This is a genomic window from Leifsonia sp. Root1293 (genome assembly GCF_001425325.1).
Taxonomy (GTDB): Bacteria; Actinomycetota; Actinomycetes; order Actinomycetales; family Microbacteriaceae; genus Orlajensenia.
The window spans coordinates 165,359-188,429 of record NZ_LMEH01000002.1 but is presented as its reverse complement, the minus strand read 5'-3'; the positions used below and the strand labels follow the sequence as shown (position 1 = coordinate 188,429).

The window sequence follows — 23,071 nt, the reverse complement described above, 5'->3', positions numbered from 1 at the left end:
TACGGCGCGCGCGCACTGTTCGCACCGGGTTGGAGGCGCACGTGTTCTGGTTCGGGAAGAAGAAGCCCCCGGTCGAACCCCATCACGACCTCGAGGAGGCCGTGGACCTCAGCGCTCCGCCCAACCGCAACGCCATGATCCTCATCGGACTCGGCGGCGCCACCATCACGGGCTTCGGCCTCGCGGCGACGCAGGGCGTCGTCGCGCCGATCTTCCTCGCCCTCGTGCTGACCATCTGCGTTCACCCTCTGCGCATCGCGCTGGAGCGGCGGGGTGTTCCGCGAGGGATCGCGACAGTCTCGGTCGTGCTCGCGGTCTTCATCCTGCTGGCGGCGTTCGTGACGGCGCTCATCGTCGCCTTCGCCCAGTTCGCGACTCTGCTTCCCCAATTCGCTCCCCAGATCCAGGACATCGGGGCGACGATCGGAAAGTGGCTGACGCAGGTGGGCTTCGGAGCCGACCAGGTGCAGGCCATCGTGAAGGGATTCGATCCGAGCAAGCTGGTCGGTCTGGTGTCGGGAGTGCTCGGAAGCATCACGAACATCACCGTCGCGCTGGTCATCATCCTGACGCTGCTGCTGCTCATGGCCATGGACGCCGGCTACCTCCAGACGCTGTTCCGCCAGCTGCGCCCGCGCCGCCCCCACATGGTCTCCGCCCTCGAGAGCTTCGCGCACGGGGTGCGCAAGTACATGGTGGCCACGACCGGGTTGGGCGTCGCCCAGGGCGTGCTCAACTGGGTGGCGCTGCTCATCCTGCAGGTGCCGGGCGCTCTGCTCTGGGGCCTGCTGTCCTTCCTGTGCAGCTTCATCCCGAACGTCGGCTACTTCATCGCCATCATCCCGCCGGTCGTCTTCGGTGCCCTGGTGGGCGGTTGGCAGACGGCCGTGGCCATCATCGTGATCTACGGGGTGATCAACGCCATCGTGCAGTCGGTCGTGCAGCCCCGCATCGTCGGCAACGCCGTGGCGCTCAGCCAGACCATCACCTTCGCCTCGGTGCTCGTCTGGCTGGTGATCCTCGGTCCGATCGGAGCGATCCTCGCCGTGCCGCTGACTCTCGTGGTGCGGATGATCCTCATCGACTCCAACCCCAACGCCCATTGGTGGAGACCTGTGCTCGGCGACTTCGACGAGACGAAGGTCATCATGAAGGCCGAGGACGTTCAGGCCAAACAGGCGAAGACAGCACGCAAGGCCGCGAAGAAGTAGGGAGCTCGGCCTAGTCTGGGGGCGATGCCCCACGACTACGCCCTGCACACCGCGCTCCAGGCGCGCTGCCTCTGCTGCGGATCGCTGCAGCCGTTCACGTTCTCCTCGCCGTCGGACCAGGTGGTGTGCGCCCACTGCCGCTCGCACCTCGGACCCGAGAAGGCCGAGCGCCGAGACCTGGCTCACATAGCGCTCTGGCGGGGGATCTCGGAGGCGCAGGCGCTGGCCGCCGCTGATGCTGCAGAGCAGGCGGAGACCGATGCCGCGGCCGCGAGCGCCCGCATCAGCGAGCTCGAAGCGAAGGTGACCGAGCTGTCGGCGACGGTCATCGGCCAGTTCGACTCGGCTCCGGCATCCGGAATTCGAGAAGAACTGCAGAGCGATCTCGTGCGGCGGGCGGAGCGAGCCACGGAGCTCGCCAACCGACGCACCGACCGCATGATGGCCGTGTTGTGGCGGGCGGCGACGCTGCACCATGTCGCGGCCGGCGCGGCGGCGTGCAGCTGCGGAAAGCCCGCCGCGACGTGCCCGGAGTTGCGCATCCTGAACTCGGAGCAGCAGGCGCTGCGGGACTGGGAGGCGAAGAACGTGGCGCTCGCCGCGTCGGGTGCCCGGCACGCGCTGCCGCCGGAGCATCCTGCGGTGCCGGATGCCGCTGGCACGGCAGGCGGGGCGACCGCGTACTCTTCGCGCCGGAAGCAGCGGAACTAGCCCGCTGCGGCTCCTGCCGCCGCGCGGTCGGCCTCGATCTGCAGGTACGACGGAGCGTCGCTCTCGCGCATGACGAGCATGCCGCCCTCGCTGAAGGCGCTGGCGTCGAGGGCCTGCAGCCACTGACGGTTGAGCTCGGGCGGACGCGAGCCCGAGAAGTGGAACTGCAGGGGAATCGACGGCGACGCCCAGATGCTGATGCGGCCCGAGCCCTGGTTCGAAGGGATGGCCCACGAGACGTAGAACGACTCCTGACGGCGCAGGCGCAGTCCGGTGGCCACCTTGATGTGCGCCAGGGTACGGTCATCCATCTCGTATGACGTCCCGGCTCCGTAGATCAGTTCTCCCACTGCGCAAGCATCTCACTTTCCAGGTCGGCTATTTCGTCGTTCCGCGGAGATTTCGAGCGGATCGACGACAGTGAAGGCCACAGAGGCCGCCGCGTCAACCCCTGATGGGCGACCGGGGCCCCGGCGTAGTCTCCATTGATGCTGCCCCAGACACTGACCATCGCCGATCCGGTGTCACCTGAGGGCGAGGCAGCCGACCACTCCGGCGACGGGCATCGCCCTGTCTCGTTGGGAGCTCTGGGCTGGCAGGAGAACTCCCCGCTGCTCGAGAGCATCCTGCACTCGACGCCGGAGCGGCCCATCGCGCTGAGCGAAGCGCTGGCCTGGTGCGTCGGGGTCGGAGTCGGGCTTCCGAGGCCGGGCTTCGGGGACACCGCTCTGGTGTGGGAGGTGCTGGCCTCCGTGGCGGCTGTCGACCTGAGCCTCGCCCGCATGCTCGAGCCTCATCTCGACGCCTTGGCGATCCTCGACCAGGCCGGTATCGACGACGTGGCCACGGCACTGGGCACCATCGGCGCGAGCGCCGACAGCAGCTGGGGCGTCTTCGCCGCCGAGGGACCCGACAAGAGGGTCACAGCCAGCCACACGGAGGACGGATGGCGGCTCACAGGGGTGAAGCCGTGGTGCTCCCTGGCGGGCAGCCTCTCTCACGCCCTGGTCACAGCCCACACCGAGGGCGGCCGGCGCCTGTTCGCGGTCGACCTGCGCGGCGATGGTGTCGAGGCATGGGATGGACCGTGGGTCTCGCGCGGATTGGCCGACATCGTCAGCGCCCCGGTGACCTTCACGGATGCTCCCGCGATTCCCATCGGCGACGACGACTGGTACCTGCGTCGCCCGGGCTTCGCCTGGGGCGGCGTGGGGGTGGCGGCCTGCTGGTGGGGCGGCGTCGTCGGGCTGGCTCGCACCCTGTATGCGGCATCCGAGGCCAGGGAGCCTGATCAGATCGGTCTCGCCCACCTCGGCGCCGTGGACATCGCCGTGGAGAGCGGCCGCCTCGCCCTCGCGGGCGCCGCCATGATCGTCGATGGCGCGGCGGAGCCGGCACAGCGGCCGGGAGTGATCGCCAGACGCGTGCGTTCCATCGTGGTCGACGCCGCAGAGTCCACCCTCGACCATGTGAACCACGCGATGGGGCCGCTGCCCCTCGTGGCAGACGACGATCACGCACGCCGCGTGGCCGACCTGCAGATCTACCTGAGACAACACCATGCAGTACGCGACGAGGCGGCACTCGGCCGAGCGTTGCTCGAGGCTGGAGGTGCACCGTGGTGACGTTCGACAGTTCCCAGACCGGCACGCTGGAGTCCGAGTGGGCTCACGCCGACCGATGGCAGCGCCTGCCGCGCTACAGCGGACCGACCGAGCACCTCGTGGTGCTCGCGGCTCATCCCGACGACGAGACTCTGGGCGCTGGTGGGCTCATCGAGAACGCCGGACGAGACGGCGCCCGCATCACGATCGTGGTGGCGACGGACGGCGAAGGGTCGCACCCGGCGTCGCCGACGCACACCCCATGGCAGCTCAGCCGCATCCGTCGTCGCGAGATGCGCAAGGCGATCGATCATCTGGCCCCGGATGCCGAGATCCACCACTGCGAGATCGCGGACGGCCGGCTCTCCGAGCACGTCGATGAGGTCACGGCCTGCATCGTCAGCGTGATCGAGGAGGCGGGCACCTCCGCCACCATCGTGGCTCCGTGGAACGGCGACGGTCACCCCGACCACCGTGCCGCAGCCGAGGGTGCGCGTGCCGCCGCCGAGAAGACGGGCAGCGAGTTCCTCGAATACCCGATCTGGATGTGGCATTGGGGCCGCCCCGACGACGACGGCCTGCCCTGGGGCGACATGGTCGCCATCGACCTCGACCCCGAGACCCGCATGGCGAAGAGCTCAGCTCTCATCGAGCATCTCAGCCAGACCGCTCCGCTCTCCGACCGTGCCGGTGACGAGGCCGTCATCGGCGTGGAGATGCGCAGTCATTTCGAGCGCCCGTTCGAGGTGTTCTTCTCGGGCAGGCACGGTGCTTCGCCGAAATCCGAACCGGCCGGTGCGTCGAATTCCGCGACCCCGAAGGATGGGGCTTCGTCGACGGATGCGGCATCCGGGACCCTCGGCCGCGACTTCTTCGATGACTTCTACAACGGTCGTGATGACCCGTGGGGCTTCGAGACCCGCTGGTACGAGAAGCGCAAGCGCGCCATCGTGCTGGCCTCGCTGCCGACCGAGCAGTACGGTCGCACGCTCGAGGTCGGCTGTTCGACCGGCAAGCTCACCGAAGCGCTCGCCGCCCGCAGCGACTCGGTGCTGGGAGTCGACATCGCTGCGGCGCCCCTGCGTGTGGCCGAGGAGCGCCTGGCCGGAAGCCCTCACGTTGAGCTGCGGCAGATGCAGGTTCCCGAGGAGTGGCCCGATGGGCGCTTCGATCTCGTCGTGCTCTCCGAGGTGGGCTACTACTGGAGCCCGGAGGACCTGGACCTGGCACTGAGCCGGGCGATCGGCGCGCTGAGTGAGGATGGAACCCTCGTGGCATGCCACTGGCGCCATCGCGTGGCGGAGTATCCGCTGTCCGGCGATGACGTGCACACCGCACTCGCCCGGCGGACCGAACTCGTCGCAACGGTGCTGCACCGCGAGGAGGACTTCATTCTCGAGGTCTTCCGTCGCCCGCCCGGCGTCTCGGTGGCGCGCGAGACGGGCCTGCTGTGATCGGCCTCTGGCGTGACGTCGTCGATGCGATCGGTGTGGTGATCCCCGTCAATGATGAGGAGGGCCTGCTTCCGCGGTGTCTCGCCGCGCTGCGCGAGGCCCTCGACGAACTCGCGGTGCAGCGCCGGTATCCGCCGGCCGTCTATGTCGTGCTGGTTCTGGACGACTGCACGGACGGGTCGGCTGCCATCGCCGCGGCGTCGGGCTTCGAGGTACTCGAAGTGTCAGCGCGCAACGTCGGCATGGCCCGATGCATCGGCGCATCCGCCGTCTTCGCCCATGTCGCCGAGGCCGGTGCCCTGAGCGGTGCACCGACCGACGCCGCGCACATCTGGATCGCGAACACCGACGCCGACTCCGCCGTTCCGCGCACCTGGCTCACGACGCAGCTCGCGCTGGCAGAGGAGGGCGCCGACCTGATGGTCGGTACCGTGCGCCCCGACTTCGCCGATCTCACACCGGCGCAGACGGCAGTCTGGCTGTCGACCCATGTTCTCGGCCACGCAGGCGGCCATGTGCACGGCGCGAACCTCGGCGTGCGCGGAGACAGCTACCTCGCGGCCGGCGGGTTCGCCGCGCTCGCCGAGCATGAGGATGTCCTGCTGGTCGAGAGCCTGCGGGCGCACCCGGACACGCGCGAGGTGCGCACCGACGCCTGCTGGGTGCTCACCTCCGGCCGCATGGCCGGACGGACTCCCGGCGGCTATGCCCAGCACCTGATGTCGACCCTTCCCCCGTCCAACCCGCTCACAGCGGACCCCGATCCCACTGCAGAGGAGAGCATCACCCGTGTCTGAGAACCCCTACGCCGCCCGCAATCCGCTCGACGCCTACCCGCAGCCGCCGTTCCCCGAGCAGAAGCAGTCCGAGCCCGGGCACACCTTCCAGATGGACCCGGTGCCCGATCACGGTGAGGAGTCCTACATCGGCCACGGCCGGTTGCAGGGACGCCGAGCGCTGATCACGGGTGCGGACTCCGGGATCGGCCGTGCTGTCGCCATCGCCTTCGCCCGCGAGGGCGCCGACGTGGCGCTCGTCTACCTGCCCGAAGAGCAGACCGACGCCGAGAGCACCGCTGCGCTCGTCACCGAGGCGGGCCGTACGGCCGTGCTGCTCCCCGGAGACATCAGCGACGAGGGCTTCTGCGCGACCGCGGTGACGGATGCAGTCGACGGTCTCGGCGGCCTCGACCTGCTCGTCATGGTGGCCGGCGACATGCAGACCGTCGACGGCATCGAGGACTTCACCACCGAGGTGCTCGAGAAGACCCTGCGCACGAACGTGCACTCGCTGTTCTGGCTGACGAAGGCCTCGCTCGAGCACTTCGAGCCCGGCGCCGCGATCATCACGACGTCGTCCATCCAGGGGTTCCAGCCGTCGCCGCAACTCGTGGAGTACGCGGTGTCGAAGGCGGGCATCGTCAACATCACCAGGGCCATGGCCGAGCAGTTGGCCGAGCGCGGCATCCGCGTCAACGGCGTCGCGCCCGGGCCGTTCTGGACTCCGCTGCAGCCGTCATCGGTTCCGCTGGACAAGCTGAAGTCGTTCGGCGAGCAGACGCCGTTCAATCGTCCGGGGCAGCCGGCAGAGCTGGCCTCGACGTATGTGTACCTCGCCTCGCAGGAGTCGAGCTACACCAGTGGCGAGACCATCATCGTGAACGGCGGGCAGGCCGGCCACTAGCCGCGGCCGAGGGCGCTTCGGCCGGCCCTCGGCGGGCGGGGGACGGACATGAGGGCGCTTCCGCCGCGGACTTCGTCCGGGCCTCAGCGAGCAGGGGTCGCACACCCGTTCGCTGAGGGCCGAGCGGAGCGACCGCCCGAAGCGCCTCAGCGGACGGACGGGCCTAGCGCTTCTTCGCGGGCGTGCGGTTCTCGGCGCTGACCATCCAGGCGTACTGCTCGAGCTTCTCGATGATGGCGTGGAGCACATCGGCGCTGGTCGGGTCCTCTTCGTCGACGTCGTCGTGCACGCGACGCATGGTCCCGACCGTGGCCTCGAGGCGCTGGGTGATGAGGTCCACGGTCGTGGCCGTGTCGACCTCACCGTGGGGATACTCGGGAAGCGTCGTCGTGGCGGCCACGGTGTCGCTGCGTCCATCGGGCAGTCCGTGGAGGGCCCGCATCCGCTCGGCGACGACATCGCTGAATTCGCGGGCCGACTCGATGATCTCGTCGAGCTGCAGGTGCAGGTCGCGGAAGTTCTTGCCGACGACGTTCCAGTGCGCCTGCTTGCCCTGGAGGTGCAACTCGATGAGGTCGACGAGCACGTCCTGCAGGGAATCGGTCAGCTTCTTCGAGGCCGTGAAGCCCTTCTCGGCGTTCTGACGCCGGGTGAGCTTGGCGCCGGATCCGGCGGGTGCCGTCGTGGTGGTTGGGCGTTCTGCTGTCGTAGTCATGACTTCGACGCTACTCCCGCCCCAGACGGATTTCAGGGGGTTGCTATTCGGAGACCGCCGCTGCCTGAGCCGCCGTCGGGGGCGCGGTCGGGTCTTCGCCGACGATGACCATGCCGCCCGTCGTGCTGGCTGCGCGCAGCAGGCGCTCCACCCATTCCGTGTTGATCTCGGGCGCCGTTGCCGTCTCGAATTCCCAGCGGATGAAACTCGCCGGGTCGATCCAGAGCGACGTGCGGCCGCCCTCGCGGCCGGGAGGGTGCACCCAGGACAGGGTGAACGACTCGCCGCGTCGAAGCTTCTGGGTGATCGCGACCTTGAGGTGCGCGAGCAGCCTGTCGTCGAATTCGAGGGGCGATGACATCTCGCCGTAGTAAAGGAGGCCCACGAGAGTGAGATTACGCCTAACCCGGCTGGAACGCCGAACAAATCGCCCGCGGTGACCGCGGCGGACGGGAGGGACGGAAGGGCGGGGAGCGCGGCCCCTCACCTGAGGGAGGGGCCGCGGCAGACTCGGCGTAACGCTCGAGCCGCATCGATCGGGAATCCACCCAGAACCCGACCGATGCATCACTTTACGGAAACCAGCAACTGGCCCGTTGACCCTTGACAACGGGCCTCCATCCATGCAGAGATCAAGTGACACCTGTGTTTCAGCGCTCGGTATTCACCAGTGAGCCACGACGTCGTCGGCCGTCCGGTCGGGCCGACCAGGTGCGTGTCCCAGGAGATGTCTGTGCTCGATTCGATCGACAAGCCGACCGGCGAGCCGACACGACAGTCCACCTCTCGATACGAGTTCCTCGAGCACCTCGGGAGCGGAGGAATGGCCGAGGTCTTCAGGGCGCGCGACAACGAGCTCGGGCGCGAACTGGCGATCAAGCTGTTCCGGGAGGGCGGGGACAGCCCGTTCGACGAACTGCGTCGAGAGCGCGAGATCCAGCTGCTCGCCGCCCTCCACCACCCGGGCCTCGTGGAGATCTACGACGCCGGCACCTTCGACGATCGCGGTCGTCCCCGTCGCTTCATCGCCATGGAGTTCGTGGCCGGGCGCTCGCTGGCCGCCCGCATCCGCTCCGGCATCCCGACCCACCGACAGGTGGCCGACATCGGTGCCCAGGTGGCCGACGCTCTCGCCTACGTGCACAGCCGGGACATCGTGCATCGCGACGTGAAGCCCGACAACATCCTGGTCACCGATGACCCGGCCTTCGGCTACACGCTGATCGCCAAGCTCGCCGACTTCGGGATAGCGCAGTTCATCGACGGCTCGAGGTTCACCAATCACGACTCCGTTCTCGGCACGGCGTCGTACATCTCGCCTGAGCAGGCTCTCGGCGAAGACGTGGGAACCCCGAGCGACATCTACTCGCTCGGCCTCGTGCTGCTCGAGGCGCTCACCGGTGAACGGGAGTACCGTGGGGCCCCGCTCGAGGCTGCGATGGAGCGTCTGCATCGGTCGCCGGTGGTTCCCGAGAGCCTGCCCGAGGAGTGGGTGCAGCTGCTGACGGCCATGACGCTGAGTGATCCGTCGGCGCGACCGACGGCGCACGACGTCGCAGCCACCACTCGAGACATCATCCGGGCGTCCATCATCGCCTCGCGGAATGCCGGCGGCAGGAGACGGGTCGGCGGATCGCGCGGTTCCGGCGCGCGCACCCGGTCGGGCGGCGGGTCGGATGCGACTGGACAGCGTGCGGGCTCGATGCGCCTCATCGCTCTCGTCGCCGTCGGCAACGCCGTGATCGGCCTCGGCATCGGAGTGCTGCTCGGCCTGCACGTCTGGGGCTGACCGTCTAGCGGCTCGCTGTCTGGGGCTAAGGCCCCGCGCGCTACTCCGCCTTGATGTCGGCGAGCACCTTGGCGAACTCCTCGTCGGAGAGCTCGATGCCCGAGTCGCCGAGTCGCCGGCGGAGGTCCTCCTCGGGATCGGGGCTCACGCCACTGTGGAAGTCGTGCCGGATCTGGGCAACGAGCCCGCGCAGCTTCTCGTCCTGGCCCGCCTCGTCGCTGCCGTCCTGGATGGGGCTGTCCTGGGTGCCGTTGCTGTCAGTCATGTGGCCAGACTAGGCAACCCGGCTGGGAGCCCATCAGGGGTTGACGGCGGAACGCAACAGGGTGAAGGAGACGTCGCGCACGATGATCGTCTCGCCCTCGCCCGTCACGGCCTGCTCGGGGTCGCTGCTCGCGACGAGTTCCCACGCCCCGCCCGGCGCCGCGGGAATGGTGAACTCGACTCCGTTCTCGGCCGCGTTGAGGGCCAGCGCGAAGCTGTCAGCGCCGGCGTGCTCCAAGACGAACAGGATCGAGCGGGCGTCGGGATTGTCCCAGTCCGAATCGGCGAAGGGCTGGGCATCGGAGCGGAGCACCACGACGGTGTCGGTGTCGCCGTGCTCCGGGGCCTGGCGGAACCAGAGCGGGCGCAGGGCCGGGTTGTCGCGGCGCAGGGCGATGAGGCTCTGCGTGAACGCCAGCAGACCGGCATCCGTCGCCGACCAGTCGAACCAGGAGATCTCGTCGTCCTGGCAGTACGCGTTGTTGTTGCCGCCCTGGGTGCGGCCCAGTTCGTCGCCGCCGAGCAGCATCGGAACACCGGCCGAGAGGAGGAGCGTCGCGAGGAAGTTGCGGCGCTGACGGCCCCGGCGTTCATTCACCGCCTCGTTGTCGGTCGGGCCTTCTGCGCCGTTGTTCGACGAGCGGTTGTCATCCTCGCCGTCGTTGTTGTCCTCCCCGTTGGCCACATTGTGCTTCTGGGTGTACGAAGTGAGATCGGCCAGTGTGAAGCCGTCGTGGGCCGTGATGAAGTTCACGCTGGAGAGCGGCGAGCGTCGGGACTCCTCGTAGACGTCGGGGCTGCCGAGCACCCGCTGCGCGAGCGTTCCGAGCACACCGTCGGCTCCACGCCAGAAGTCGCGCACGTCGTCGCGGTACTTGCCGTTCCACTCCGACCAGGTGGCCGGGAACCCGCCGACCTGATAGCCGGCGGTGTCCCAGGGCTCGGCGATCATCTTCACGCCGGCCAGAGTCGGGTCCTGTTCGATCAAGGTGAGGAAGGCGCTGTGCAGGTCGGCATTGCCGTCCTGGCGAGTGAGCGTGGTCGCGAGGTCGAAGCGGAAGCCGTCGACGTGCATCTCCGTGACCCAGTAGCGCAGCGAGTCCATGATGAGGCCGAGAGCGGCCGGATGCCCGACATTCAGGCTGTTCCCGGTTCCGGTGGTGTCGAAGTAGCTGCCCCGGTCGCCCTCGACGAGCCGGTAGTAGGAGGCGTTGTCGATTCCCTTGAAGCTCAGCGTCGGGCCCAGGTGATTGCCTTCCGCCGTGTGGTTGTAGACGACGTCGAGGATGACCTCGAGCCCCGCGGCGTGCAGCGACTTCACCATGTACTTGAACTCGCCGACCTGGCTGCCGTCGTCTCCTGCAGCGGAATACTCGCCGTGTGGGGCGAAGAAGCCGATGGAGTTGTAGCCCCAGTAGTTGCGCAGACCCTTCTCGAGAAGGTGGCTGTCCTGCACGAACTGGTGCACCGGCATGAGCTCGACGGCGGTGACGCCGAGGGAGGTGAAGTGCTCGATGGCCGCAGGATGCGCGAGACCGGCGTAGGTTCCGCGGATGTTCTCCGGCACATCGGGGTGCAGCTTGGTGAAGCCCTTGACGTGCGTCTCGTAGACCACGGTGTCGGCCAGCGGGATCGCCGGCGGTGCGTCATCGCCCCAGTCGAAGGAGGGGTCGACCACCACGCAGCGCGGCACGCAGGCGGCGTCGTCGGACTCGTCCATGAGCAGCGGGTCGGCGTGGTTGTGGCCGAAGACCTCCTGGCCCCAGGTGTATTCGCCCTCGACGGCACGAGCGTGGGGGTCGAGGAGCAGCTTGTGGGCGTTGTGCCGCAGCCCGTTCTCCGGGTCCCAGGGCCCGTCGACGCGCAGGCCGTAGCGGGTGCCGACACCGACGCCATCGACGCGTCCGTGGAAGACGTGTCCCGTGCGCTCCGAAAGTCGGGTGCGCTGCTCTCCGTCGGCGCCGAAGACGCAGAAGTCGACGGCATCCGCGGTCTCGGAGTAGACGGCGACGTTGACGCCGCCATCCTGGAGGGTCACGCCGAGCGGGTACGGGAGGGAGCGAACCGGTGTCATGGCACCAGTATGCAACCGGCGGATGACGTGCGCGTGACGAGGGGGCACCGCCGAAACGCATGAGATTGTCAACCCCCCGCCGAGCTCCCAGCCCCCGGCATACGCTCGCTGCAACCGACAGGAAGAGATCCCATGACGGATGCAGACAACGACCGCGACGACGTTCAGCAGGGACAGGCCTCCAACGCCGCCGACGCCGCCGACAACGCGCACAACCAGGGCAAGGCCACGTCGAACCCGGATGCGCCCGACTCCGATTCGCCGCAGCCCGAGGTCGACGTGCACGGCGAACCCGAGAACCCTGCAGGCTAGACCGTGAGCGACACCGACGGCACCAGGCCGCCTCTGCCCGACGACCCCGAGGTCGCCAACGGCGCCAACCCGGGCTCGCCTGCCGAGCCTCAAGCCGACAACGCCGTCGAGCAGGACACCGTCGAGGCGACGGAACCCGGCGGCGACTCGGAGTAATTCCTCCTACACGGCGGGCGGCCGACCGTCTACCGTGATGGGCATGACGGAATCCGTTGCGCCCCCGGATCGAATCGCCCGCGGTCTCGAGCGCCGGAAGCGCTGGGAGTCCTTCACCACGATTCCGCTCGTGGTGCTCGGCGTCGGCTTCATCGTCTTCTACTCGATCTACGTGCTGGTGCCGGATGCCGCCCCGTGGTTGCGTGTCGTCCTCGGAGTCGAGCTGATCGCCACCTGGGCCGTCTTCGTCATCGATTACCTCGTGCGCCTGCTGCTGACGCCGAGAACTCGACGCTGGATGTTCGTGCGCCAGAACCCCATCGACCTGCTCTCGGTCATCCTGCCGCTGTTCCGCGCGCTGCGCGTGCTCGTCCTCCTGCGAGACGTGCCGTACTTCCGCAACCACACAGGGGCGTCGATCCGCGCCGAGGTGATCACGTACGCGAGCGCCTTCACGGTCACCTTCGTGTACTTCATCGCTCTCGCCACCCTGCACGTCGAGCGCGATGCGCCCGGGGCCACCATCACGTCGTTCGGCGAGTCCATCTGGTGGGCGTGCGTGACGCTGGCCACAGTCGGCTACGGCGACGCCTATCCGATCACCTTCATCGGCCGGTGCTACGCCGTGCTGCTCATGGTCGGCGGGGTCGCCATCGTCGGCACCGCATCCGCCATCGTGATCTCCTACCTGAGCGAGCGGATGGCGCGGCTGCACCTGCGCCCGTCGCCCGCAGACAAGGCGACGCCCATGACGGGCGCCGATCCGGGTGTCGGGCCCGAAGCCGAGCCGGCGGAGCCCTCCGACTTCCCCGGGCTGCAGGCCGCGGCCAAACGACTGGATGACGGCGTCAACCAGTTTAGAATCGATGGATGAGCACCGCGGAGCCTTCTGTCGCCGACGTCGATGAGGCGTGGTCCTCGTTCCAACGTCTGCGGACGCAGCTCACGGGCCGCATCAATCGTGAGCTCACGCAATCGACGGGATTGTCGGAGGCCGACTTCGACATCCTGTTCGCCCTCGACGAGTCCGAGGACAAGTCGTTGCGCGCCCTCGCGTTGCGGTGCGGCCTCGACTGGGAGAAGAGCCGACTGTCGCACCAGCTGCGCCGTATGGAGTCGCGGGGTCTCGTGGCCAAGGAGGCCTGCATCGAGGACGCCCGCGGAACGACCATCGTACTGACGGATGCCGGCCGAGCCGCCATCGCCGCTGCGCGGGACTGCCACGCAGCGGCCGTGTCGCGCTACTTCGGTGAGGTGCTCTCGGCCGAGCAGCTGGCCGCCCTGAGTTCGATCTCGAGTGCCGTGCTGGAGCGTCTCGCCGAGGATGCGCCGGAGCCGGTGCACGGGAAGTAGGGGCGGGGCCGCTCTGGTCTCGATCCTTCGCGCGCCGAGGCCCGGCCGAAGTCTGCGGCCAAAGTCCGCGGCCGGGGCGGCATCCGTCATCGAGGCGCTTCGGGCGGTCGCTTCGCTCGGCCCTCAGCGAGCGGCACCCGCTATCCGCTCCACCACATTGAAGTTGTCCCTGAACAGGTTCTGCGGATCGATCTCGGCCTTGAGGGCCCTGAGCCTCGCCAGCGTCGCAGGGGGAAAAGCATCCGCGACCCGTTCCGGCCGCAGGTCGGTGTCGAAGCTCAGGTAGAGCCCCGTGAAGTGCTCGAGCAGCTGATCCCAGGCGGCGTCGACTCGCTCGCGGCTGGCACCGATGGCGACGACGGAGAAGTTGGCCGACCGGTGGGCATAGGCGGTGGCATCGGGTGCGACGTCGCCGACGGCGCCCCCGGCCGCGCGGATCTGGAAGAAGTGCACCGCCCCGCTGGAGATCAGCCCGGCCGCCGCCTCGGCGAAGTCGGCGTCGATGTGTTCGAGCAGCCCCGACCGCGAGGTGGGTTCTCCCTGGCCGTTGTGCGCTGCGTCGCTGGCGTTGGCCATGACGCCGGCATAGCTGGTGAGCACCACCGACTGGTCGAGCAGTGGTCCGAGGTCGACGAAGGGGTTCAGCCGATCCATGATCACGTCGGGGTCGGCTGAGTCGACCATGGCGAACACGATCGCGGACGCGCCACGCCCGCCGCGGGGAGGCGCGACGAGCACGAAGCTCGTGAGATCGCGTGGGGCGTTCTCCACGAGTGCGCCCCACCGCTCGAGGAATCCTGAAGTGTCGGAGGCGTCGAAGGTGAGCTGGGCCCAGCCGACGTCGCCCACCTCGTCGACCTCGAACTCGAACGACGTCACGATGCCGAAGTTCGCTCCGGCACCGCGCACGGCCCAGAAGAGCTCGGCGTTCTCGTCGTCGCTGGCGCGCACGACCGAACCGTCGGCGAGCACCATCTCGACGGCGCGGAGGTGATCGATCGTGAGCCCGTGCTCGCGCACCAGGAAGCCGATGCCTCCGGCCGTCGCCAGGCCGCCGACACCCACTCCGCCGTAGTCGCCCGAGCTCAGCGCCCAGCCGTGCTCGCCGAGCGCTGCCGCGACGTCCATCCAGCGGGCTCCCGGGCCGAGGCGCACGCGCCGGCTGGCGGCATCCGTCACCTCGATGACGTTCATCGCGGAGAGGTCGATGACGATGCCGCCGTCGTTGGTCGAGCGTCCGCTGATCCCGTGGCCGCCGCTTCGAACTGCGAGGGGCACCGCCGGGTGTGCCCGCGCGAAGGCCACGGCGTCGACGACCTCGGCTGTCGTCCGAACGGGCAGCACGATTCCCGGCGATCCTCCGCGCATATAGGTGGAGCGCACGCGCGAGAACTTCGCGTCGCCCGGTTCGATGGCGGATGCGGCCAGTGAGGCGCCCACGGAGTCGTAGTCGATGCCCTCTCGGCGCTTCGCGAGTGCAGTCCTGCTGCGCACCCGCGCGCCGGGAGCGGCTTGACCGGCGCCCCGCGACGCCAGTTCGGAGTCGACGGCCTCTCGCAGCGCCGGTGCGACCTCCTCGGCGAAGCGCTGCATCGTGCCGGGGTCGTCACTGGCGAGGATGAAGGTGCCCACGCCGTCATCGAGCACGTAGGGCAGCAACTCGTCGACCCACTGAGCGCTCGGCCCGCTGAGGAAGCCGCCGTTCGACGGGGTGAAGCGGCCCCCGATGTTCACGAGGCGGCGGATCTCGCGCGGATCGCGGCCGGCCTCGATGGCCGACTCATCGATGGTGGCGTTGCCGCGCGCGAGGTCGCCGGGCTTCAGATAGGCCAGGGAGGGCAGCCAGCCGTCACCCTTCCGCCCGATGAGCCGCAGCATCCGGGGCTTCAACGCCCCGATCCAGAGGGGGATGTCGTGGGCCGGTGCCGGGCCGCGCTTGGCGCCGTCGAGGGTGTAGTAGTCGCTGTCGAGGCGAAGCACGCTGCGGTCGTTCACGTCCCAGATGCCGCGGATCACGTCGATCGCCTCGCTCAGGGCGTCGACGGCCTGGCCGGGAGTGAGTCGGCGGCCGCCCATCGCCTCGATCGCGTCCCAGAATCCGCCTGCGCCCAGCGCCAACTCGAATCGACCGCCCGAGAGCAGGTCGAGGCTCGCGGCGGCGCGGGCGGTGACGGCTGCGGGGCGCAGCGGAACGTTGAGCACGTTCGGTGCGATGCGGATGCGCTCGGTCTGCGCCGCGACCCAGGTCATCAGGGTCCACGTGTCGGAGAAGGCCGGCTGGTAGGGGTGGTCCTGGAAGGTGACGAGGTCGAAGCCGAGTCGTTCGCTCAGCTGCGCTCGCACGACAGGTCCGTTCGCCGGGTCGTGCGACGGCGTGATGAAGGTTCCGAACTCGAGGGAGTGGCCGTAGTGCATAAGAAAGATGATACATCAACCAATTCGTCTTTCCCCTTGCCTCCTCTCGGCCCAGCGCATCCCGCCCGGCCCGCCTCCGGGCGGTCGGCCGGCGGTGCGGGAATGCCTCGCCGTCGGCTCCGGTTGCCACGAGGAGTGCCCCATCCCTGACGAAAGGCCGCTGCATGCCCACCATCGGATCGTCCGACCTCGACATCTTCCCGCTCGCCCTCGGCGGCAACACCTTCGGCTGGACCTCGGATGCCGCGGCCTCCTCCGCCGTGCTCGACGCCTTCACGGCGGGCGGCGGCAACTTCATCGACACGGCCGACGGCTACTCCTCGTGGGTTCCCGGCAACACCGGCGGTGAGTCGGAGACGATCATCGGCGAGTGGATGCGCGCTCGCGGCAACCGCGACGACGTCGTCATCGGCACCAAGGTGAGCCAGCACCCCGACTTCCAGGGCCTGTCATCGTTCAACGTGACCGCGGCATCCGAAGCGTCGCTCGCGCGTCTCGGCACCGACCACATCGACCTCTACTACGCGCACTTCGATGACGCCGAGACGCCGCTCGAGGAGACCGTCGCCGCCTTCGACGCACTCGTGACTGCCGGAAAGATCCGCTACGTCGGCGTCTCGAACTACTCGGCTGCACGCGTGCAGGAGTGGATCGACATCGCCACCCGCGAGGGCTTCGCCCTCCCGATCGCCCTGCAGCCGCACTACAACCTGGTGCACCGCGAGCCCTTCGAGAGCGAACTCGCTCCCGTCGCCGCCGAGCATGGCCTCAGCGTCGTGCCCTACTTCTCGCTCGCGAGTGGATTCCTCACCGGCAAGTACCGCACGGCGGCCGACCTCGAGGGTGCGGCACGGGCAGGGGGAGCAGGCGGCTACCTCACCGAGAACGGCCTCGCCGTCATCGACGCGCTCGACGCCGTCGCGTCAGCCCACGACGCCGCTCTCGCCACCACAGCGCTCGCCTGGCTGCTCGCTAAGCCCACCGTGGTCGCGCCTCTCGCCAGCGCTCGCACGGTCGAGCAGCTGCCCGAGTTGCTCGCCGTGGCCGAGCTGACGCTCACGGACGCCGAGATCGCGACGCTCGACGCCGCCTCCTCGCCCCTGGCCGACGCGGCGTAGCGCCTAGCACCTGGCGCCCCGGCACCTGGTGCGCCAGCTGCCCGACCCTCGGGCCCGAAGCAGGCCGGATGCTCCGGAACAGGCCCAGCTGGCCTGTTCCGGCGGCCGAACGCTCATCCGGCCTGTTCTGGCGCCTGGAGCTTCAGCGCTCGTCGAGGTCAGCCCGAGCCGCCTCGGCCACCGACTCAGCGCGTTTCAGCGCTGCCTCGGCCTTGTCGCGCTCGTCCTCCCGCTTCGATAGATCGTCCTCGGCCTCCGTGAGCTTCTTGGTCGCCAGCCGCAGGCGGTCCTCGAGGTCGTCACGCTCGTGCTCGGCCTCGCCGCGCCGCCGTTCTGCCGTGGCGATTCTTCCCTGGGCATCGTCGAGGGCGCGGCGTGCGGATGCCGCCGCCTTGTCGGCCTCGTTCGCGGCCTGTTCGCGCCGCTTCTTCTCGCGGCGCGCAGCCAGGTCCTCAACGGGCCGCATGGGCTGCGCCACCGGAGCTGGGCCGCCGGCCACGGCTCCATCGAGGTCGACCGGGTCGAAGCCCACGGTCATCAACGGCCGCAGCAGGCGACCTGACAGCACTGCATCGGTCGCCGCTGCGTCCGCGATGCCGGCCGTCACAGTCTGCTCCACCTCATCGAGGGTCGGGCGCCCGACCGACGAGCCGAGCTCCTCGGCCAGCGCAGCGGCGTCGCGCCCCAAGTCTGCGACGGCAGTGCGTCGCGTGCGTGTGAGGCGTGAGAGCTCGGGACCGTCGCGCCGCTCCTGGGCGTCACGCAGCTCGTCACCGAGGTCCAGCACCTCGCGCAGTTCTGCCGAGCGATGGCGCACCAACTGATTCACGAGCCAGGCAGCCGGGGTCGGCTTCTTGAGCGCACGGATGCTCTCCGACAGGGCGCGATCATCCGACCGCACGGCCTGCGCACGCGCGTTGCGCGCCGCCGTGAACTCGCTCGGGGCGAGGGCGTAGAGCTCGTCGGCCACGGCGATCAGGGCGTCTTCAGGCATGCGCCCATACTCCCGCTTTCGGCGGCGGCTCGCTCAGTGCCCGCGCAACGCGTCGATCAGATCCTTCTTGCGCTTGCCCGAGTAGCCCGTGAGGCCGATCTCCTTCGCGCGCTTGCGCAACTGGGGCACGGTCCAGTCGTCGTAGTCACCGGATTCTCCGCCGCGATGACCGACGGCCTTGCGTCCGTCGCGGGCGGCGGCGTTGGAGATGCGCGCGGCCTTCTCCTTCGAATTGCCGTCGTCGCGCAGCTTCTCGTACAGCTCCGGATCCTTCAGGCTCGAATTGCTCTTGCCCGGCATGGGCCCCTCCTTCACTGATGTGAGGCGGCCGTCGTGCCGCATCCGTTCCCATTCTGCGAGCGGATGCCCCGAGCCGAGTAGTGCTTGACAGGAGGCGTGCGGGTGGCGTTCTCGCCCGGGTGTCGCGCGCTAGTCGAGCTGGTCGACCCACGAGCGCACGAGCGTGATGAAGGCGGGTTCCGCGACCGCCGCCTGCTGGTCGCTGGTGATCGTGACGACGAATCGGTTGCGGTCGAGGCGCTTCGCTAGCCCTGCCGGGTCGTCGATGACGATCTCCGGATGCTCGGGCTTGGGCTTGGCTCCCGTGTGCAGGATCACCTGGACGGCGTTCGGTCGGCGCAGGCTGAAGGTGGCGAAGTCGTCGGTTGTGGCGAAGTTCGGCGCCTTCCACTTGATCGATTCGACGATCGACGGGGAGACGCCGAGGATCGCCGTGCGCAGGCGGAGGGCGGCATCCGTCAACGGATGCTCGAGATCGTCGAACCAGAGGTCGACCTCGGAGCCTGACTCGGGCGGCATGCTGCCAGTATGACGAGGCGAGGCATCCGGACGCACGTGTCCGGTTCGTGGCAGGATGGCCTTCCGTCCAACGAGGAGGATGCATGTCGGCTTTCCACCCGGATCTCGCCATCGCTCGCTACATCCCGAAGTTCTCCTTCGGGCCGCGCGTGACCCGACTGATGCAGAAGGGGAAGCCGCGGGTTCCGGATGCTCCAGACGACATCCGGATCGAGAACATCAGCGTGCCGGGCCCAGACGGCGCCGGGCCGGTGTCGTTGCGGGTCTACCGACCTCGTTCGCTGCGCGGAACTGCTCCGGCCCTGTTCTGGATTCACGGCGGCGGCTTCATCAGCGGGTCGCCCGAGCAGGATGAGGCCTCGAGCATCGGCTTCGCACGGTCACTCGGCATCACCGTGGTCGCCCTGCGCTATCGACTCGCGCCGGCGCATCCGTCACTCGCGGCCGTCGAAGACGCCTATGCCGGGCTGCGCTGGGTGTTCGCGAACGCCGCCGACCGGGGCATCGATGCGTCGCGGATCGCCGTCGGTGGTGCGAGTGCCGGGGGAGGGCTGGCGGCCGGGCTGGTGCTGTACGCGCACGACAGGGGCGAGGTGGCGCCGGCGTTCCAGTTGCTCGTGTATCCGATGCTCGACGATCGCACGGTGCTGCGCACCGACATGGACACCCGCAATGTGCGCATCTGGTCGTCCGGGAGCAACCGCTTCGGCTGGACGTCGTACCTGGGCGCAGAGCCGGGGTCGGACGGCGTCTCGCCCTACGCAGCGCCCGCGAGGCGGGAGGACCTGACCGGCCTTCCGCCGGCGTGGATCGGCGTGGGGACGCTCGATCTGTTCCACGACGAGGACATCGCCTACGCGGCTCGCCTGAACGCGAGCGGTGTTCCGTGCGAGGTCGTGACGATTCCCGGTGCACCCCATGGGTTCGACGCCGTCTTCCGCAAGGCGAACGTGTCGCGCGAGTTCTGGCGCACCCAGGCGGAGGTGCTCCGGCGGGAGTTGTTCCCGGTCGACGCCCCGCCGCCCACCACCCGCTGATCGAGTAGCGCCCACCCGCTGATCGAGTAGCGCCCACCCGCTGATCGAGTAGTGACCACCCGCTGATCGAGTAGCCACCACCCGCTGATCGAGTAGCGCCGGACGGAGTCCGACGCGTATCGAGATCAACCGAGGCCGGCCGCCGCGTGGGCCTGCGGCATCCGTGGCGTGGTCTCGATACGTGTCCTCGCTCCGCTCGGGCACTACTCGACCAGCGGGCGTGTGTCCTCGCTGCGCTCGGGCACTACTCGACCAGCGGGCGCGGTGGTCTCGATACGTGTCCTCGCTCCGCTCGGGCACTACTCGACCAGCGGTGTGTGTCTCCCCGCAGTGAGCGATGATGGACCCGATGACGAAACTCGCCAGACTCAGCCCAGACGGACTCACCTTCGTCACCGACCGCCACCTGGCCACGCTCTCGACGATTGCGCCCGACGGCAGCATCCATGTCGTCGCTGTCGGCTTCACCGTGGAACAGCGGGACTCGGGTGAGCTGATCGCGCGCATCATCACCTCGGGCCCATCGCAGAAGGTGCGCAACGTCGAACGCGGCGTGCTCGCCACCATCGGCCAGGTCGAGGGCCGGCACTGGCTCTCTCTGGCGGGAACCGCCCAGATCCTGCGCGATCCGGAGAGCGTCGCGGATGCCGTCGAGCGGTACTCCGCCCGCTATCGTCAGCCCCAGCCGAATCCGTTGCGCGTGGTCATCGCGATCACTGTGACGAAGGTGCTCGGTTCGCCGGGCCTCGTTCAGAAGTAGGACGCCGTCAGGCCCGTTCCACCGGCAGCCACAACTCGCACGTCGCCGTACTGAAATCGGCAGCGCGGTCGAGCACTGCCACGATGGAGGGTCCGGGCCGGAGGCGCCACGGGTTCGACGGGAACCAGTCGGTGGCTGTTGCGGCCCAGGTGGACTGCAGTGCCGCCGGGTAGTCCCCGTCGACACGGAACACGGCCCACGTGCCTGCGGGAACCTCGATCGCGTCGAGTTCTGCCGGCACCGGTGTCTCCTCAGTGACGGCGACGCCGTGGAGATAGATGAGTTCGCTGCCCTCCGTGTAGTCGGGGTCGACATCTGCACTCACCTGGAGGAGCCCCACCGGCTCGGTGTTGCCGAGTTGCTTGAGTCTGGCGTGCTCCGACATCGGGAGGCCGGCGATGTGGGCCTGGATGTGCGGATTCGCACCGTGGTGGATGAGCGGTACGCGAGCCGAGTGGCCGACGAGTCGGAATCCGGGTCGATCCGTGATTCGAGTGTCCATGGAGGTGTTCCCTTCTACGCTCAGGCGGAACCTGAGCCGTGGTTGCGTGCGAAGGGGGCCGCCGTGGCGACGGACATCACCGACGCTGGCACCATGCACTGCTCGGAATGCACGACCGAACGCGTCAGTCGACCCGTAGCCGTAGCGCAGGGCGATCTCCAGCAGCATGTCATCTCCGACGACGTCTGCCGCCGCGGCGGTCATCCGACGTCGCCGGATGTATTCCGACAACGGCATGCCCGCCAGCGACGAGAACATGCGACGGAGGTGGTACTCGGTCGTTCCGAGGCTGCTCGCAACGCCGGCGACATCGGTCTCCTCGGCGAGGTGATCCTCGACGTGGTCGACGACCTGGTTGAGAAGTGCGATCACTGATTCCCCCTTCGCCATCAAGCATGCGCGTCAGGATCGGCCCTCGCCCGATACCTGCGGACCGATTCGATCGGCCTCGGCCTCTGCCCCGAACGCCGGACCGGTCCGCGCCGTGGTCTGGATCACAGCACCGAGGCGAGCGACTCCAATGCCTCGAACGGATAGCCCACGGGGATGAACACGCTGCTCGTCACTCCCGCGGTCGAGAGCTCGGCCAGCCTGTCGCGCACCTGCGCCGCCGTGCCGGCGAGGGCCAGCTGCGGCACCCAGTCGGCCGGCATCCGTGCGACGAAGTCCTCGCCCGAGGCGCAGTTGGCCCGCAGCGCGGCGAACTCGGCCGCGAACGGCAGCGGCGCGATGTGGGGCGCCCAGTCGGGCTCGCCGATGGCCGCGAGGCCGGGTCGCGCGGCGTCGATGGCGACATCGGCATCCGGATGCACCGAGCCGATGTTGAAGGTGACGAGCCGGTGCGGTCCCGTGGCCGCGATGTGTCCGAGGGCAGCCCGCGCGTACTCGGGGCCGGCCGGCTCGGCGAGGATCGTGCCGTCGGCGACGCGGCCCGAGACGGCGAGCGACTTGGGTCCGCGCACGCCCGCTAGCACGGGTGGCGCGGCAGCCGGAATCGACGACGGCTCGAGGCCGGCGTCTGCCAGCTTCACGTAGCGCGCCGAGTCGGCGGTGTCGACGCGCTCCCCGGCGAGCAGGCCGCGCACTGTGGTGAGGTATTCCTCGAGCAGGGTGAGCGGGCTGGCCGGCCAGGCGCCGATCGACCGCATCCACTGCGGCATCCCGTGCCCGATGCCGGCGACGAGACGCCCCGGGAACAGCTGCTCCAGCGTGGCGAGCTCCATGGCGGCGAACGCGGCGTTGCGAGCGCCGGCCGGGAGGATGCCGATGCCCAGCACGATGTGCGACGTCGAGGCGAGAACGGATGCCGCCTGCGCGATGCCACCGCGGAAGCCCAGGTCTTCGACCACCCAGAGCTCGGCGAACCCGAGCTCCTCCGCCCGTCGGGCGAACGGGATGACGTCGGCGGCGGGCAGGTCACGGGGGAGCATGACGCCGACGGCGGCGCCCTGGGATTCGGTCATCTCGCCACGCTAGCAGCGGGGTCGGAGCGGCAGCAGGCTGACGGCCGCCCTACTCCTCGGTGAAGGCCGCGCGGAAGATGCCGCGCGCTCGGTCGGCCACGTGCACGCGGTCGTCGGCATCCGTCTTCGCCAGAAGGAAGGCGAGCATGCCGATCGCCAGCATCACGTCTTCCGTCGTGACCTGCTCCCGGATGCGGCCCGAGGCGCGATCGCGGATCACCAGCGCGTCGACGAGGGTCGTCATGCGGCTGGCGAGATGTTCGGCCCGCTCGTCGTGCCGGGCGGCAGCCGTGAGCTCGATGAGTGCGGTGGAGCTCATGGCCTGCTCGGCGATGCCGTCGAAGAGGTCGACGAGCGTCGACCCGGATGCGGCGGCCAGGGACTCGAGCTCGGCGATGTTGTCGTCGAACACGGCCACGGCGAGGCCGATCCGATCGGGGAAGTGGCGGTAGAGGCTGCCCTGGCCCACTCCGGCCCGGCGGGCGACCGCGCTGAGCGGAGCGTCGAGGCCCGACTCCGCGAAGACCTCGCGAGCGGCCGTGATCAGTGCGGCCCGATTCGCCGGCCCGGCGCTGGGGCCGCGATTCGCTTTCGGGTTCTCAGGCACAGGTGTTAGCGTACAACCGGACAACGTAGT

General features: G+C 69.0%; 26 protein-coding genes. 14 read left to right on the top strand and 12 right to left on the bottom strand.

Annotation, left to right across the window (positions count from 1 at the left end; translation table 11 throughout):
* Positions 1 to 41: 41 nt before the first annotated feature.
* Positions 42 to 1,211: an AI-2E family transporter gene (locus ASC59_RS12735; protein WP_235492723.1), complete on the top strand. Its 1,170-nt coding sequence runs from the start codon at positions 42 to 44 to the stop codon at positions 1,209 to 1,211.
* A gap of 24 nt (positions 1,212 to 1,235) precedes the next feature.
* Positions 1,236 to 1,922 carry a hypothetical protein gene (locus ASC59_RS12730; RefSeq protein WP_055823739.1) on the top strand — a complete coding sequence of 229 codons (687 nt, stop codon included), beginning with the start codon at positions 1,236 to 1,238 and terminating at the stop codon, positions 1,920 to 1,922.
* On the opposite strand, the gene ASC59_RS12725 is transcribed toward ASC59_RS12730, so the two are convergent.
* Positions 1,919 to 2,272: a DUF7882 family protein gene (locus ASC59_RS12725; protein ID WP_055823736.1), complete on the bottom strand. Its 354-nt coding sequence runs from the start codon at positions 2,270 to 2,272 to the stop codon at positions 1,919 to 1,921. The two genes, ASC59_RS12730 and ASC59_RS12725, sit on opposite strands and share 4 nt — an antisense overlap.
* Positions 2,273 to 2,410: 138 nt before the next feature.
* On the opposite strand from ASC59_RS12725, the gene ASC59_RS12720 reads away from it, so the two are divergent.
* From ASC59_RS12720 to ASC59_RS12705, 4 genes are read left to right on the top strand one after another with little or no spacing between them, the layout of a single operon-like run.
* Positions 2,411 to 3,547 (top strand): acyl-CoA/acyl-ACP dehydrogenase, encoded by a 1,137-nt coding sequence (locus ASC59_RS12720; RefSeq protein ID WP_055823734.1) that lies wholly within the window; start codon positions 2,411 to 2,413, stop codon positions 3,545 to 3,547.
* Positions 3,544 to 4,980, top strand: coding sequence for a bifunctional PIG-L family deacetylase/class I SAM-dependent methyltransferase (locus ASC59_RS12715; protein ID WP_235492721.1), 1,437 nt, complete (start codon positions 3,544 to 3,546; stop codon positions 4,978 to 4,980). The genes ASC59_RS12720 and ASC59_RS12715 overlap by 4 nt, the downstream gene beginning before the upstream one ends.
* Complete coding sequence (locus ASC59_RS12710) at positions 4,977 to 5,777, top strand: glycosyltransferase (protein WP_235492720.1); 801 nt, start codon at positions 4,977 to 4,979, stop codon at positions 5,775 to 5,777. Before ASC59_RS12715 ends, ASC59_RS12710 begins: the two co-directional genes overlap by 4 nt.
* Positions 5,770 to 6,663, top strand: coding sequence for an SDR family oxidoreductase (locus tag ASC59_RS12705; RefSeq protein ID WP_055823726.1), 894 nt, complete (start codon positions 5,770 to 5,772; stop codon positions 6,661 to 6,663). Before ASC59_RS12710 ends, ASC59_RS12705 begins: the two co-directional genes overlap by 8 nt.
* 163 nt (positions 6,664 to 6,826) lie before the next feature.
* Here ASC59_RS12705 and ASC59_RS12700 read toward each other — a convergent pair whose 3' ends face one another.
* A complete protein-coding gene (locus ASC59_RS12700) occupies positions 6,827 to 7,378 on the bottom strand; it encodes a Dps family protein (RefSeq protein WP_055823723.1) in 552 nt (183 codons plus the stop codon).
* 43 nt (positions 7,379 to 7,421) lie between these two features.
* Positions 7,422 to 7,763: a DUF7882 family protein gene (locus tag ASC59_RS12695; RefSeq protein ID WP_082513664.1), complete on the bottom strand. Its 342-nt coding sequence runs from the start codon at positions 7,761 to 7,763 to the stop codon at positions 7,422 to 7,424.
* A 348-nt stretch (positions 7,764 to 8,111) separates the two neighbouring features.
* Here ASC59_RS12695 and ASC59_RS12690 point away from each other — a divergent pair, with 348 nt between their 5' ends.
* On the top strand, positions 8,112 to 9,167 hold the full coding sequence (locus ASC59_RS12690; protein WP_055823717.1) for a serine/threonine-protein kinase: 1,056 nt from the start codon (positions 8,112 to 8,114) through the stop codon (positions 9,165 to 9,167).
* 40 nt (positions 9,168 to 9,207) lie between these two features.
* Here the strand turns inward: ASC59_RS12690 and ASC59_RS12685 are convergent, their stop codons facing one another.
* Both ASC59_RS12685 and glgX read right to left on the bottom strand, forming a co-directional pair.
* Complete coding sequence (locus tag ASC59_RS12685) at positions 9,208 to 9,432, bottom strand: hypothetical protein (RefSeq protein ID WP_055823714.1); 225 nt, start codon at positions 9,430 to 9,432, stop codon at positions 9,208 to 9,210.
* Positions 9,433 to 9,465: 33 nt separating this feature from the next.
* Positions 9,466 to 11,505 (bottom strand): glycogen debranching protein GlgX, encoded by a 2,040-nt coding sequence (gene glgX / locus ASC59_RS12680; protein ID WP_055823711.1) that lies wholly within the window; start codon positions 11,503 to 11,505, stop codon positions 9,466 to 9,468.
* A gap of 132 nt (positions 11,506 to 11,637) precedes the next feature.
* Between glgX and ASC59_RS12675 the strand changes: the two genes are divergently transcribed.
* The 4 genes from ASC59_RS12675 to ASC59_RS12665 are packed head-to-tail and all read left to right on the top strand — an operon-like array spanning position 11,638 to position 13,326.
* Positions 11,638 to 11,817 carry a hypothetical protein gene (locus ASC59_RS12675; RefSeq protein ID WP_055823708.1) on the top strand — a complete coding sequence of 60 codons (180 nt, stop codon included), beginning with the start codon at positions 11,638 to 11,640 and terminating at the stop codon, positions 11,815 to 11,817.
* A 3-nt stretch (positions 11,818 to 11,820) separates the two neighbouring features.
* The gene (locus tag ASC59_RS17280) at positions 11,821 to 11,973 is read left to right on the top strand and encodes a hypothetical protein (protein ID WP_157488132.1); all 153 of its coding nucleotides are present in this window, start codon (positions 11,821 to 11,823) and stop codon (positions 11,971 to 11,973) included.
* A 43-nt stretch (positions 11,974 to 12,016) separates the two neighbouring features.
* Positions 12,017 to 12,847 (top strand): potassium channel family protein, encoded by an 831-nt coding sequence (locus ASC59_RS12670; protein WP_056010136.1) that lies wholly within the window; start codon positions 12,017 to 12,019, stop codon positions 12,845 to 12,847.
* Positions 12,844 to 13,326, top strand: a complete 483-nt coding sequence (locus ASC59_RS12665; protein ID WP_055823702.1) for a MarR family winged helix-turn-helix transcriptional regulator — start codon at positions 12,844 to 12,846, stop codon at positions 13,324 to 13,326. The genes ASC59_RS12670 and ASC59_RS12665 overlap by 4 nt, the downstream gene beginning before the upstream one ends.
* A 123-nt stretch (positions 13,327 to 13,449) precedes the next feature.
* Here the strand turns inward: ASC59_RS12665 and ASC59_RS12660 are convergent, their stop codons facing one another.
* The gene (locus ASC59_RS12660; protein ID WP_055823701.1) at positions 13,450 to 15,741 is read right to left on the bottom strand and encodes an LLM class flavin-dependent oxidoreductase; all 2,292 of its coding nucleotides are present in this window, start codon (positions 15,739 to 15,741) and stop codon (positions 13,450 to 13,452) included.
* 164 nt (positions 15,742 to 15,905) lie between these two features.
* Between ASC59_RS12660 and ASC59_RS12655 the strand changes: the two genes are divergently transcribed.
* Entirely contained in the window at positions 15,906 to 16,859 is a 954-nt protein-coding gene (locus ASC59_RS12655) for an aldo/keto reductase (protein ID WP_055823698.1), read from the top strand.
* Positions 16,860 to 17,001: 142 nt separating this feature from the next.
* Here ASC59_RS12655 and ASC59_RS12650 read toward each other — a convergent pair whose 3' ends face one another.
* From ASC59_RS12650 to ASC59_RS12640, 3 genes are all read right to left on the bottom strand, one after another.
* A complete protein-coding gene (locus tag ASC59_RS12650; protein ID WP_055823695.1) occupies positions 17,002 to 17,853 on the bottom strand; it encodes a hypothetical protein in 852 nt (283 codons plus the stop codon).
* 33 nt (positions 17,854 to 17,886) lie between these two features.
* Positions 17,887 to 18,153: a DUF7218 family protein gene (locus ASC59_RS12645; protein WP_055823693.1), complete on the bottom strand. Its 267-nt coding sequence runs from the start codon at positions 18,151 to 18,153 to the stop codon at positions 17,887 to 17,889.
* 129 nt (positions 18,154 to 18,282) lie between these two features.
* A complete protein-coding gene (locus ASC59_RS12640; protein WP_055823690.1) occupies positions 18,283 to 18,672 on the bottom strand; it encodes a DUF1801 domain-containing protein in 390 nt (129 codons plus the stop codon).
* Between the two features lie 83 nt (positions 18,673 to 18,755).
* Here ASC59_RS12640 and ASC59_RS12635 point away from each other — a divergent pair, with 83 nt between their 5' ends.
* Together ASC59_RS12635 and ASC59_RS12630 are read left to right on the top strand one after the other, a co-directional pair.
* Entirely contained in the window at positions 18,756 to 19,709 is a 954-nt protein-coding gene (locus ASC59_RS12635; protein WP_055823688.1) for an alpha/beta hydrolase, read from the top strand.
* Positions 19,710 to 20,058: 349 nt separating this feature from the next.
* Complete coding sequence (locus ASC59_RS12630) at positions 20,059 to 20,469, top strand: TIGR03618 family F420-dependent PPOX class oxidoreductase (RefSeq protein WP_055823685.1); 411 nt, start codon at positions 20,059 to 20,061, stop codon at positions 20,467 to 20,469.
* A gap of 7 nt (positions 20,470 to 20,476) precedes the next feature.
* On the opposite strand, the gene ASC59_RS12625 is transcribed toward ASC59_RS12630, so the two are convergent.
* The 3 genes from ASC59_RS12625 to ASC59_RS12615 all read right to left on the bottom strand — a co-directional run bounded on the left by ASC59_RS12625 (position 20,477) and on the right by ASC59_RS12615 (position 23,041).
* Positions 20,477 to 21,343, bottom strand: coding sequence for an AraC family transcriptional regulator (locus tag ASC59_RS12625; protein ID WP_055825456.1), 867 nt, complete (start codon positions 21,341 to 21,343; stop codon positions 20,477 to 20,479).
* A 122-nt stretch (positions 21,344 to 21,465) separates the two neighbouring features.
* Positions 21,466 to 22,434: an LLM class flavin-dependent oxidoreductase gene (locus tag ASC59_RS12620; protein WP_055823682.1), complete on the bottom strand. Its 969-nt coding sequence runs from the start codon at positions 22,432 to 22,434 to the stop codon at positions 21,466 to 21,468.
* 49 nt (positions 22,435 to 22,483) lie between these two features.
* On the bottom strand, positions 22,484 to 23,041 hold the full coding sequence (locus tag ASC59_RS12615; RefSeq protein WP_055823679.1) for a TetR/AcrR family transcriptional regulator: 558 nt from the start codon (positions 23,039 to 23,041) through the stop codon (positions 22,484 to 22,486).
* Between the last annotated feature and the right edge of the window lie 30 nt (positions 23,042 to 23,071).